Raw genomic sequence first — 12,466 nt, forward strand, 5'->3', positions numbered from 1 at the left:
GCGACATCCTGTCGCGGCAAGCCGACACCACAAAGCCTGCAGATGTGTCGGGGATCGCGCAGCGGTAGCGAAGCGACGTGGTGCCAGAGCCCGGAACCCGGCCCCCGGCCACGCCAGTGCTCAGCTCTATTTAAACGTCGCCAGCGTGATTGCAATCATGCGCTTGACGAAGTTGTTGTAAGGCGGCGCCAGCCAGTGGCTGACCGAGAACTTGTTCTCGATCACGGTGCGCTCATGCGAGAACGCCTTGAAACCCCAAACTCCGTGTGAATTGCCGATACCAGAGTTGTTGACCCCGCCAAACGGTGCGTTGATGTGCAGATACTGCACCACACAGCTGTTGATACAGGAGCCGCCCGCCGAGGTCTGGGTCAGCACTCGCTCGGCCTGTTGCGGATTCTTGGTGTAGATGTACAGCGCCAGCGGCTTGGGTGCCGCATTGATGCGCTGAACCACCTGATTGATGTCGCTGAAACTCAGGACCGGCAGTACCGGGCCGAAAATTTCCTCTTCCATGATCCGGGTGTTGTCCGGAATGTCGCCAATCAGGGTCGGCGCGATGAAATTGTCCTCGCTGTCGGTGTCGCCACCGGCGAGCAGCGTGGCGCCGTTGTCCAGCGCCTCATCCATCAGTGATTTGATGCGTCCGTAGTGGCGCGCGTTAACCACCCGGGCAAAGTCCGGGCTGGCTTTGGTGTCTTTTCCGTAGGCGTGTTCCAGCTGCTCGCGGCAGGCCTTGATGAAGGCATCCTTGACGCTTTCGTGCACGTACAGATAGTCCGGCGCAATGCAGGTCTGGCCGCAGTTACTGAACTTGCCCCACATCACGCTCTGGGCCGCTTTCTTGATGTCGGCGGATTCGTCCACGATAACCGGCGATTTGCCACCCAGCTCCAGCGTGACTGAGGTCAGATGCTTGGCTGCAGCGGCCATCACCACCTTGCCAACGGCTGGGCTACCGGTGAAGAAGATATGGTCGAACGGCAGTTCCAGCAGGGCGGTGGAGACATCCACCTCACCTTCGAACATGGCCACTTCATCTTCGTGGAACACGTCATTGATGATGTCGCGCAGCACCGCCGAGCAATGCGGGGTCATTTCCGACGGTTTGACCATGGCGGTGCAGCCCGCCGCGATGGCAGAGACCAGCGGCATCAGGGTCAGGTTGATCGGGTAATTCCACGGCGCGATGATCAGCGAGACGCCCTTGGGCTCATAACGAATACGCGTTTTGGTGCCGAACATCAGCATGGTCGGCCATACGCGCTCGCCGCGCATCCACTTGCCGATGTGGCTGATGGAGTGTTTGATTTCGGCCAGAATCGGGGTGATTTCGGCCAGATCCACTTCCACCGGCGGTTTTTTGAAGTCGGCGTAGCAGGCTTGCTGGATGGCGTCCTGACGGGACAGGATCGCGTCGCGCAGCTTTTTCAGCTTGGCCACGCGCTCGGTTTTGTTGGAGCTGCGCAGCGCCAGAGCTTTCTGCTGTTGCAGCGCGAACACGCGCTGGATGTCAGCCTGCATGGCGCTTTCGAATTTGGGGTGAACGTCCTGGGCAACTGCACTCATGGGTTTCTGCCTGTGTTCAAGAGGGAGCGGCCCTTAACCGATCGGTCAATAGCCAGTCGTGTAGTGCACCACCCTGATGCGATGCTGTCAATACGATCCGACAGGCGGCCTGCGTATAATGCGCGCAGATTCTCAGGGCGCAGCCGTGGCTCGCCCGCAACGGATAACGCATGAAAATTCTGGTCACGGGCGGCGCCGGCTTCATCGGCTCGGCCCTGATTCGTCATGTGCTCGCAGATACGGCACATGACATCGTCAATCTGGACAAGCTCACCTACGCCGCCAGCCTGGAATCACTGCCGGGTGCGCAGGCATCCGGGCGCTACGTGCTGGAGGCCCACGACATATGTGACGGCTCGGCCGTGCGTCAGATCCTTGAGCGTCATCAGCCTGATGCAATCATGCATCTGGCGGCGGAGTCGCATGTCGACCGTTCCATCGACGGCCCGGCGGCGTTCATCCAGACCAATGTGGTCGGCACCTTCGAGTTGCTGCAGGCCGCACGTGAGTACTATGAAGCCTTGCCGGCTGAGCGCCGTGCAGGTTTTCGTTTTCACCACATTTCCACCGATGAGGTGTACGGTAGCTTGGGCGCCGAAGGCTTGTTCACCGAGCACACCGCGTATGCGCCCAATTCCCCGTACTCGGCCAGCAAGGCTGCGTCGGATCATCTGGTGCGGGCCTGGCATCACACCTATGGTCTGCCGGTGGTGACGACCAACTGTTCCAACAATTACGGGCCCTATCAGTTCCCGGAAAAACTCATCCCGCTGATGATTCTGAATGCGCTGGATGGCAAGCCCCTGCCGGTTTATGGCGGTGGCGAAAATGTGCGCGACTGGTTGTATGTGGATGACCACGCCCGCGCGCTGCTGACAGTGCTGGAGCGCGGACAGCTGGGTGAGGAGTACAACATTGGCGGCCACAACGAGTGGAAGAACATCGATGTGGTGCGTGAAATCTGTCGCCTGCTGGACGAGCTTGCGCCGGCCGAGCAGCCGTACGCTGACAAGATTGAGTTTGTTCAGGACCGACCCGGCCATGACATGCGCTATGCCATTGACGCCAGCAAGATTCAGCGTGAGTTGGGCTGGGCGCCGCAGGAAACCTTTGAAACCGGCCTGCGTAAAACCGTGCAGTGGTATCTCGACAATCGTGACTGGTGCGCCTTGATCAGCGAGCGCGGCTTCGGACGAGAGCGCCTGGGCCTTAAGGCAGGTGCGGCATGAAGGGCATCATCCTGGCCGGAGGCAGCGGCACGCGTCTGTATCCGTCGACCCTGGCGGTATCCAAGCAGCTGATGCCGGTCTACGACAAACCGATGATCTACTACCCGCTGACCACGCTGATGCTGGCCGGGGTCACCGAATATCTGCTGATTTCCACCCCGCATGATCTGCCGCGTTTCGAGCATCTGCTGGGTGACGGCAGTCAGTGGGGTATTCACATTCAGTACTGCGAGCAGCCAAGCCCGGACGGGTTGGCTCAGGCCTTTATTCTGGGTGAAGAGTTTGTTGGCGGTGAGCGTTGTGCGCTGATCCTGGGTGACAACATCTTCTTCGGCCACGAGCTGGCCGGATCGCTGCAACGTGCGGCCACCCGGCAGCAAGGGGCGACGGTGTTTGCCTATGCGGTGAATGACCCGGAGCGCTACGGTGTGGTTGAATTCGATCAGGACCTGCGGGCGATATCGATCGAGGAAAAACCCGCCCAGCCGAAGTCGCGCTATGCCCTCACCGGTCTGTACTTCTACGATCAGCAAGTCACTGATCTGGCCAAAACGGTGCGCCCGTCGGCGCGTGGCGAGCTTGAGATCACCGACCTCAATCGCCTGTATCTGGATGCTGGGCAGCTGCAGGTCGAACGCATGGGGCGCGGCACCGCCTGGCTGGACACCGGCACCCATGACTCACTGATGGAAGCCGGCATGTTCATTCACACCCTGGAAAAACGCCAGGGGCTGAAGATCGCCAGCCCCGAAGAAGTGGCTTACCGCTGCGGCTACATCGACAATGCTCAGTTGCGCAAGTTGGCCGAGCCGCTCAAGAAGAGCGGCTATGGCGACTACCTGCTGCGCATTGCCGCCGAGGTCAAGCAAGGTCAGCTGCGCTGACCCACACTCCTTATATAGGTGCTGTCATGAACTGCCACAACACGGCCATACCGGATGTTGTCGTCATCGAACCTCAGGTATTCGGTGACGATCGCGGTTACTTTTTCGAAGCCTTCAATCAGGCCCGTTTCAGTGCGGCGACCGGCTGCAGCAAGGCGTTTATCCAGGACAACCAGTCGCGTTCCGCACGCGGCGTGTTGCGTGGCCTGCATTACCAGATTGGCGAAAACGCCCAGGACAAGCTGGTCCGCGTGATCAGTGGCGAGATTTTCGATGTGGCGGTCGACATTCGTCGCAACTCACCCACCTATGGGCAGTGGGTTGGCGAATTTCTGTCGGCCGACAACAAGCGCCAATTGTGGGTGCCGGTGGGCTTTGCCCACGGTTTCATCGTGACCTCCGAATCGGCTGAGGTGCTCTACAAGATCACCGGACGCTACGACCCGCAGGCCGAGCGCTCGATCCGCTGGGATGATCCGCAGCTGGCCATCGACTGGCCGCGTGACGGCCAACCGCTGCTCTCATCCAAGGATGCACAGGCTCCTGCCTTCGCCGATGCCGAGGTGTTTGACGCATGAAGGTGCTCATCACCGGCGCAGCGGGCCAGCTCGGCCAGGCGCTCACGGCCATGGCCACCAGCCGGGGGCTTGCGTTCGTGGCGCTGGATTCGGCTGCGCTCGACATCACCTGCGCCACCGCGGTGGATGCGGCGTTCGATGCACAGCGGCCGGATGTGGTGATCAATGCGGCGGCTTACACCGCAGTGGACAAGGCCGAAAACGACGTCGAGCGGGCCCGCGCCGTGAATGTGGATGGGCCGAGACATCTGGCCCAGGCTTGTGCCCGGCAGGGTGCGCAGCTGATTCATGTGTCCACCGACTTCGTGTTTGATGGCCAGGCCTCGCAGCCCTATGCGCCGGATGCCCCGTGCAACCCGCTCGGGGTGTATGGCCAGACCAAGCGTGACGGCGAGATCGCCGCATTAACCGCATGGCCTGAGCGCACCACCATTGTGCGCACGGCTTGGGTCTACGGGCCCGGTGGGCGTAATTTCGTCGCCACCATGTTGCGTCTGATGAGCGAACGTGACGAACTCGGCGTGGTCATGGACCAGATCGGCTGCCCGACCTGCACCATCGGCCTTGCTGAGGCGCTGCTCGGCCTCGCCGCTGCGCGCGCGGCCGAAGGCCAGATCCTGCACTGGACCGATGCAGGGGTGGCGTCCTGGTATGACTTTGCCGTGGCTATTCGCGAGTTGGCGGCACAACGGTGGCCGGATCAGGCCTGGGCCGGGGTTCGTCCGATTTACACCCAGGACTACCCCACGCCCGCGTCCCGGCCGGCATACAGTGTGCTCGATTGCCGCAGCGCACAAGAGTGGCTTGAGCCTCCGAGACACTGGCGGGCGACGCTGCAACAGATATTGCCAACAATGCGCGCTTAAGCTGCGCGGCCCCCCTGTTTAAGGGGGTACATATAAATATGTGCCCATTCGTGCTCGCAAATCCGTGCGTTGAGCGGAGCCTGAATGAGACACAAATCACAAAAACACGGCAATAGAAGGGTTTGCCTTCCATGAAGATCGTGTAAACTAAAGCTTCGACAGTCAAAACTGGGGTGAAATGACAGTTGAGCAATCAACTGAAATTGATCAAAAGTGAGGCTGCGAGCAAACGCGGAAAAGGGGACAAAGTCTTGCAATACTCTATGCTTAGAAGTGTTGTGTAATGTATTGCTTGAACAACGCAAAACGTGGTGTTAGCATCCGTGGCGCATGTCCTGCCCTGCTACGGCCCAATCGCAAAGGGCTACCGCTTGGGTAAGTTTTTTGTCTTGGGTTACTTTTTCTTTGGAAAAGAGGTTGTATTTATGAAAATGTTTCGTGGTGCCGCCGTTGCCGCAGCCATCGCAGGGTCGATGGCCGCGTACAACGCACAGGCGGTGAACCTTGCTACAGACGGCATTGGCGAAGTCGCCATCGCGCCGCTCTACACTGCTCGCGATGGTTGGTCGACGCTGATCAACTTGACTAACACCCAGAACGTGCCTGTTGCTGTGAAAGTTCGCTTCCACGAAGCTCACAACAGCCGTGACGTTCTTGACTTTACCGTTCTGCTTTCGGCGTTCGACGTGTTCACGGGCATCGTGACCGAAGATGCCAACGGCAACCCGGTCTTCCGCAGCACCGATGCCCCGAACCAGGCCGGCAATCGCACCTGCACCATCCCGACCGCTCTGAACATCCCGAATGCGCAGGGTGATCTGCCCAGCGTTGGTCTGAGCACCGCCGGCTACCGTGCCAGCGATGCTGACAACGACGGTGGCGTGCAGACCTCCGATCGCCTGAAGGAAGGCTACATCGAGTTCATCGTGATGGGCTATGCCGGTACCTTTGACGGTACGGAAAGCAACATCACCGTTGATCGTTTCGATGGTGGTGGTCTGACCGAGTCGCTGGATGCTTACGATGGCAACACCCTCAACGGCATTCAGGTGCTGAACGTGGCCAACGCTATCGAGAACCACGTCTGCGACGCCAACCTGGACACCGCGTTCTCGCGTACGGCTGTGGCTACGCCGGCGGGCACCGATCCGGGCATCCTGTGGACCTCCCGTCAGTTCGGTGAGCCGATCAACGCGCTGAAGTTCAACTTCCGCCTGATCAACATCGACCGTGGCGTGGAAGCTGGTAACAGTGCAACCACCTGGGCTAACTTCCACAACCCGGCTGGTGGTGCTGATGCTGTGATCTTCCCGCAGGCCAACATGGCATGCGACATCTGGCGTGGTATCGAGCGTCACAACGCTGACGTGGCTGGCTGGGGTGCTCAGCGCACCGCGGCTGTGAACTGGGAGCCGGGCCTTGGTGCCGGTGCTGGTTTCGTGTCCGCCTATGGCGGTGGTTCGGTTAGCTGCGGCAACCTGATCGCTGAACAGCAGCGTCAGGCCTTCCTTGAGCCGACCCTGAACGATGCTTTCCCGGTCGTGGGTAACTCCTGGGATGACCAGCTGAACGCTCCGGTTAATGCAACGCCGCTGTACCAGAGCATGGCTCCGGGTGCTAACGTTCTGCGTGGCGCCGATGCGATCTCCGCAACCATCCAGCGTCAGTTCATCGTTAACGAGTGGGCCGACAACAGTGCTGCCGGTGTAACCACCGACTGGATTGTGACCCAGCCGACCAAGCAGTACTACGTCGATGGCGTTGACCTGGATCTGGGCATCACCACCAACGAATCGATCCAGACTGCTCTGGCTCCGGAACGTCTGGAAGCCCTGGTTGACTGGCGTACGAGTTCGGCTGCCAACTCGCTGAACGACACGCCGACCTTGGCTGCGTTCGATCCGGCTAACGCTGCTCTGTACAACGCTGCTGACGGTTTTGCTGCTGCAAACGAAGTGTTTGAAGCTGGTCAGGAACTGCCGCTGCCGCCGTACGAAAGTGCTTGGGCTGGTACGCCGACCGCTTCGGCTTGCCACACCATCACCTTCCAGCCGTATGACCGTGCTGAGCAGACCGCGACCGCGCCGCCTGCTGGTGTAATCATTTCGCCGCAGCTGCCGGAAGCCACCGTGTTCGACGAGCTGTGCCATGAAATGACCATCGTCACCTTCAACGGCAAGTCGGCCTTCACCAGTGCTGCCGCTCTGAATGCTGCCAACCGTGTTGACGTTGACACCACCGGTATCCCGGGCAACCCGGCCAACGGCTGGATGCTGATGGACCTGTCCACCGGCAACCCGAATACCAGCTTGAACGCTACCCCGGGCACCGCAACTGGTCTGCCGACCGGCGCGGGTAACCTGATGGGTCTGCCGGTCATCGGCTTCAACCTGAAAGTGCGTAGCCTGGGTAATGCTTCGGCATCCTCCAACTACGCCAGCACCCTGGATCACGGCTACGTTCGCGTAACCAACTAAAACCATCCATGAGATGGTTCCCGGTCCGGCCTCTGGTCGGACCGGACTGATCTAGAACAAGCACCGCTGGCTCGCCAGCGGTGCTTTTTTGTGTCTGACCAACCAATAGAGTCCTATGACCTTGCGCTACGTTTCCATTTTGCTTGCACTGTTCATCACTGCCTGCACCGGAACTGACCGTGATGCGGCTGCGCCCACAGGGCCGACAGTGTCAGCGGCTGACAACTTGTCTGCGACCACGCTGACGACCCAGGATTACCGCCAATATCTGTCTGCACGCGGTTACAGCGAACTGCATCACATGGTCGACAAACCGAACATACAGCAGGAAATTGCGCTGGATTACCATTCCAATCACGTCCTGGCTGAACACGCCCGCGCGATCGGGGTCGATCAGGATCCACTGGTGCGCGAACGCATTGCACGCGCCAATCGCCAGATTCTGATTACCGCCCTGGTCGACAAGCTCAAAGCCGAGATGGAGTATCCGGAAGAGAAGGTTCTGGATGAGTTGGCTTTCGAGTATTACCAGCACAACCTGCATCTGTTTACGCACGAAGAAGCCCGCCGCGTGGCACACATCCTTCTAAAGGATCAGTACGACTGTCCTTGCGAAGTCAAAAGCCTGGGCGAGCGTATCGACGACATCTATGCCGAGCTGGAGAACGGCACGGACTTTGCCATCCTGGCGGCAAAATATTCAGCAGACCGTGCCAATGCTGAAAACGGTGGCGAGCTGAGCAAGCCTGCTCTGGAAGAGGGGCCGTACGTTCCAAAATTCACTTCTGCCGCATTCGATCTGATCAATGTTGGTGACGTATCCAATCCTGTTCGCACCCGATTTGGTACCCATCTGATCAAGCTGTTGGAGATTATCCCCGGTCAGACACTGCCTTATGAAGAGGTGCGCGAGTCCCTGATTGAGAGCAAGCGCAAGGAACTGTTTGATTCCAAAATTGAAAAATTGCGCTCGGATGCATACCCAACGCTGGACTCACTGGACCTGGATGCAATGAACCAAATCATCAAGGATTTGGTCAAACAGGCCAAACCGGAATCCTTCATCGAGTCCAAACGCACGCCGGCGCCAACCGCTGCTGCGAGCGAAGCTACTCCATCTCCAACTGAATCCACTGACAGTACCGATGAGCACCACGATCAATAAACTTTTTCTGTTTCTGATGGTGTCGCTGATGTTTGTGATCAGCGGCTGCGGTAAGAGCGACAAACCGGGCGACACACAAGCCAGCGCGTACGCGGGCATGAGCGACGAAGAGCAGCTTCGCCAACGTAGTCAGGAGCGCTATGAGGCGCTGATCGCCATGGATATGGCCAAGGTTTACAGCTACGCAACGCCCAGCTACCGCGCGTCCTTTGACCAAAGCCATCACGCCGGACAATATGGTGGTCAGATCAAACGTGAGCGGGCCGAGGTCAGCAAAGTTGAGATCGACGAGTCCACTCAAACGGCCAAGGTGCAGATGCAGGTATGGTCAAAGACATCCGGATTTGGTAGCCAGATGATTGAGTTGTCGACCTATTCCAATGGCACATGGGTCAAGCGCGATGGCCTGTGGTGGTTCGTCGAGCCGCGCTAGCGCCTTGACGCCACCGTGCATTCCAAGGTGAATGCCGAGCGCCCGACTGTGGTCTGCGTACTCGGTATGCACCGCAGTGGCACCTCTCTGGCAACCCGCATGGTTCAGGCCTGCGGGTTCCAAGTTCCAGGCCAGGCGCTGAGCGCAACAGCCGATAACCCCGAAGGCTATTCAGAGCCGCGCGCCCTGGTCCGGGCCAACAATCGCATACTGGCTGAGCTGAACCGCCATTGGTCGGACCACCGACCGCTGGAAGAACACGTTCGTCAGCAGGTGTTTGCGCGCTGGCAGCGCCGCGCCATGCGTCTTATTGGACTTTGGTTGCGTCACCACTCGCGACTGGTTCTGAAAGATCCAAGGCTGTGCCTCACTTTCCCGCTTTGGCGCGACGCCGCGGTGGCCCACAACGTGAACCTGCGCGTGTTACTGGTGCAACGCGATGCGAGCGATGTTTCACGCTCTTTGGCGGCTCGCGCAGAGATCCCGGCCTTCCGACCGGCAGCCATTGTCCAACCCGAACGTAGCGACTTGCTGTGGTGGCGTCATGTCCTGTGGGCCGAGCGGTACAGCCGCGGCCTGAATCGCCAACAGCAAACGTATCAGCAGATGCTGGCGGGTCATCTTGATCCACTGAAGGCTTTGCTGCGGCCTTGGTGGCCTGACGACGATGCGCCTTGCGCACTGGTGCGCAGCGCTAGTCGCGCTGGAAATGCGGTGATCGCAGATACCGCCCAGGCCGAGCTTGGGCAGGACCTGCTTGGATTGGCTGCTCGCGAAGCCAGGTTCGACCAGCTTCGGAATGCATTTATGCAGGTGCAGCAGCGTTTCGCTTCACTCCGACATCGCCTCCCTCCACCTGAGCAGCCCGACCTCTACGCAGCGCAACTGCTTCGCGCGTACCAGCACGCGGGCTTGGCGCCTGAACACCTGAGCGGCCATGTGATTTTTCTGAGCGGTGCGCCTGGCAGCCGCGGCCATATCTATCGGGTTGAACATTCAGCGCGCAGCTTGCGTGAACGCGGCATGCGGGTGGATGTGGTCAGTGCGGCTGAGCACGTGGCGCTTGCTCCGGATACCCGGGCTGTGGTGATGTTTCGTACGCGTGCGGACGCTCACCTGAATGATTTGATTCTGCGCTGTAAAAACAGCGCGGTACCGCTGATTTATGACATTGACGATGCGGTGTTTGATAGCAAGCTGATGACGCCGCGCTATTTCGACTACATGCGTGTGCGCAGCGATCAGGCGGCGCAGTGGGTCGAAGGCGCGCCGCTTTATGCTCATGCCATGCAGCAATGTGATGCGGTGATTGTGACCACGCAGCCTCTGGCCGCGCGCGCCGCGAGCGTGCATCCGCAAGTTAAGGTTGTACCCAACGGCCTGGCGCCTGATCGCCTGGCGCTCATGCCGCGAGATCAAGCGGACGAGCTGATTCGCATCGGCTATGCCAGCGGCACGCCGACACACCAGAAGGACTTCGCCGAAGTCGCACAGGCGCTGGCTGCGGTGTTGGCGCGTTACCCAACGGCGCGCCTGTGCGTGCTCGGGCATCTTGATCTGGACGAATTCCCGGAGCTTGAGGCAGTCCATGGGCAGATTGAACAACGCCCGCTGGTTGATTTTGATGCCCTGCCCGCGGAACTGGCTCGCTTTGATATCAACCTCGCACCGCTGCAGCGTGACAATCCGTTTTGCGACTGCAAAAGCGAGCTGAAGTATTTCGAAGCGGCCGCGGTCGGCGTGACCACAATAGCCTCGGCCACGCCGCCCATGTGTGATGCCATCATCGACGGCCAAACCGGCTTTATTGCCCGCGATAGCGGGCAGTGGCAGCGTCTACTGATACAGCTCATTGAACAGCCGGCCTTGCGTCGCGATTGCGCGCGCAGGGCGCGTGCGCACGCTCTGGCCTGCTACGGTCCTGAGGCGCGCGGCGAATGGTTTATCAGTGTGTTCAGCGCATTGCTGCGTGATATCACGCAGTGACGTGGCGGTCGCGCTCAGAGCTGATCGAAACGTCCGCGCTGATACCAGCGCCTTTCGCGGCCCAGCCGCAGCGATAGCCACAGGCGGCTGATCAGACCCGGCTGAACCTTGTCGCGGGTCACGAAGCGTCGCCGCGGTGCTGGCTCTGGGGTCATTTCGTGCAGACCCAGGAAGCGGTACACCCGCTGCAGTGTCTCGATGTGTTTCTCCTGCAGCTCACGTGAATCCACAATCAGCACCTGCTCGCGCCTGAACAGCGCGAACACGCGGCGTAGCTGACGCCGATACAGCCCGCGGCTGGCGTAGGAGTAGAACATCGGGCGGATGCGCGGCCCTGGCGTCAGACGGTGCCACCACAGACGCGGTGCCTCAAGCACAAGGGCCAACCACAGAGGCCAGCGCTCGTGGCCCTGAGCCCGCTCCATGGCATAGTGCGACAGGGCGCGTTCTATCGGGTCACGCAGTAGCACAATCAGTTTCATGTCCGGGTTGTAACGCCGAATTTCTGTCAGCGCTGTGGGATGAAACAGATAGGCGGGTGTGGATTCGCCGCGCAACGCTTCGCCGTTAAAATGCTGAAAATACCCGGCATAGAACTGATCCAGGCGTTCGCGCTGAACATAGGGCGTGTCCATAAGATCAAACAGATGAACCTCACGCCCCCAGGCCATGCAGGTGTCGGGATGATCGTCCAGATAACTCCACAAGGTTGTGGTGCCGGCTTTCTGGGCGCCCACAATCATGAAATTGACGATCGGTTGGGGGAGACTGCTCATCACACCCGGTTTGAACAATAGGATTGCGGGATAATACGCAGATGACCCAGTCCCCGCTATTGACCCACATTCTGGCCCGTCGCCCCTGGCTGGCCGACATCGAAGCCGTGAGCAGCTTCGGCTTCACATCCAGCACGGTAAGTCTTGACCCGGCGGCTGCCCAGCGGCTGATCGATGCCTACCACCGCGCCGAGCAAGAATGCCCGGCGGACTTTCGCCCCAATGATGTCTGGCGCCAGTTTGTCGAGCGCCACTATGGCGACATGCTGGAGTTGATCCGCGCTGGCGATGCGACCGCGCTGGCGGCTTATTTGCAGGCGCTTCCGCGCCAGGGCGGCGGGCATGGTTATTTCCAGGGACGCGCCGCGTGGCAAGCCTTGCATGATCAGCCCGAGCAACAGCGTGAGCGCGCAATCTGGTTGGCCGACCATCTGGCGGGTTTTGCCGAGAGTCTGGGCTTGCTGCGTGAGCGCTGCCCCGAGCAGGGTGAGTGGCAGGGCCCC

11 protein-coding genes are annotated in these 12,466 nt (G+C 59.9%); 9 read left to right on the forward strand and 2 right to left on the reverse strand.

Features of this window, described 5'->3' with window-relative positions; genetic code table 11:
• Window positions 1-126: 126 nt before the first annotated feature.
• Window positions 127-1,569 carry an aldehyde dehydrogenase family protein gene (locus ATO7_RS07270; RefSeq protein WP_083560924.1) on the reverse strand — a complete coding sequence of 481 codons (1,443 nt, stop codon included), beginning with the start codon at window positions 1,567-1,569 and terminating at the stop codon, window positions 127-129.
• A gap of 170 nt (window positions 1,570-1,739) precedes the next feature.
• Between ATO7_RS07270 and rfbB the strand changes: the two genes are divergently transcribed.
• From rfbB to ATO7_RS07310, 8 genes are all read left to right on the forward strand, one after another.
• Window positions 1,740-2,798: a dTDP-glucose 4,6-dehydratase gene (gene rfbB / locus ATO7_RS07275; protein ID WP_083560925.1), complete on the forward strand. Its 1,059-nt coding sequence runs from the start codon at window positions 1,740-1,742 to the stop codon at window positions 2,796-2,798.
• Window positions 2,795-3,682 (forward strand): glucose-1-phosphate thymidylyltransferase RfbA, encoded by an 888-nt coding sequence (gene rfbA / locus ATO7_RS07280; protein WP_083560926.1) that lies wholly within the window; start codon window positions 2,795-2,797, stop codon window positions 3,680-3,682. Before rfbB ends, rfbA begins: the two co-directional genes overlap by 4 nt.
• Window positions 3,683-3,708: 26 nt before the next feature.
• A complete protein-coding gene (gene rfbC / locus ATO7_RS07285; RefSeq protein ID WP_083560927.1) occupies window positions 3,709-4,260 on the forward strand; it encodes a dTDP-4-dehydrorhamnose 3,5-epimerase in 552 nt (183 codons plus the stop codon).
• Window positions 4,257-5,126, forward strand: coding sequence for a dTDP-4-dehydrorhamnose reductase (gene rfbD / locus ATO7_RS07290; RefSeq protein WP_083560929.1), 870 nt, complete (start codon window positions 4,257-4,259; stop codon window positions 5,124-5,126). Before rfbC ends, rfbD begins: the two co-directional genes overlap by 4 nt.
• 425 nt (window positions 5,127-5,551) lie before the next feature.
• Window positions 5,552-7,603, forward strand: a complete 2,052-nt coding sequence (locus ATO7_RS07295) for a hypothetical protein (protein ID WP_083560930.1) — start codon at window positions 5,552-5,554, stop codon at window positions 7,601-7,603.
• A gap of 115 nt (window positions 7,604-7,718) precedes the next feature.
• Window positions 7,719-8,768, forward strand: a complete 1,050-nt coding sequence (locus ATO7_RS07300; RefSeq protein WP_083560931.1) for a peptidylprolyl isomerase — start codon at window positions 7,719-7,721, stop codon at window positions 8,766-8,768.
• Complete coding sequence (locus ATO7_RS07305) at window positions 8,749-9,201, forward strand: hypothetical protein (protein WP_083560932.1); 453 nt, start codon at window positions 8,749-8,751, stop codon at window positions 9,199-9,201. The genes ATO7_RS07300 and ATO7_RS07305 overlap by 20 nt, the downstream gene beginning before the upstream one ends.
• 15 nt (window positions 9,202-9,216) lie before the next feature.
• A complete protein-coding gene (locus ATO7_RS07310; protein WP_146680189.1) occupies window positions 9,217-11,187 on the forward strand; it encodes a glycosyltransferase family protein in 1,971 nt (656 codons plus the stop codon).
• 14 nt (window positions 11,188-11,201) lie between these two features.
• Here the strand turns inward: ATO7_RS07310 and ATO7_RS07315 are convergent, their stop codons facing one another.
• Complete coding sequence (locus ATO7_RS07315; protein ID WP_083560936.1) at window positions 11,202-11,963, reverse strand: sulfotransferase family protein; 762 nt, start codon at window positions 11,961-11,963, stop codon at window positions 11,202-11,204.
• Between the two features lie 41 nt (window positions 11,964-12,004).
• Between ATO7_RS07315 and ATO7_RS07320 the strand changes: the two genes are divergently transcribed.
• A partial coding sequence (locus tag ATO7_RS07320; protein ID WP_146680190.1) for a hypothetical protein occupies window positions 12,005-12,466 on the forward strand: 462 nt, incomplete at its 3' end.

It is taken from the genome of Oceanococcus atlanticus, assembly GCF_002088235.1.
Classification (GTDB): Bacteria; Pseudomonadota; Gammaproteobacteria; order Nevskiales; family Oceanococcaceae; genus Oceanococcus; species Oceanococcus atlanticus.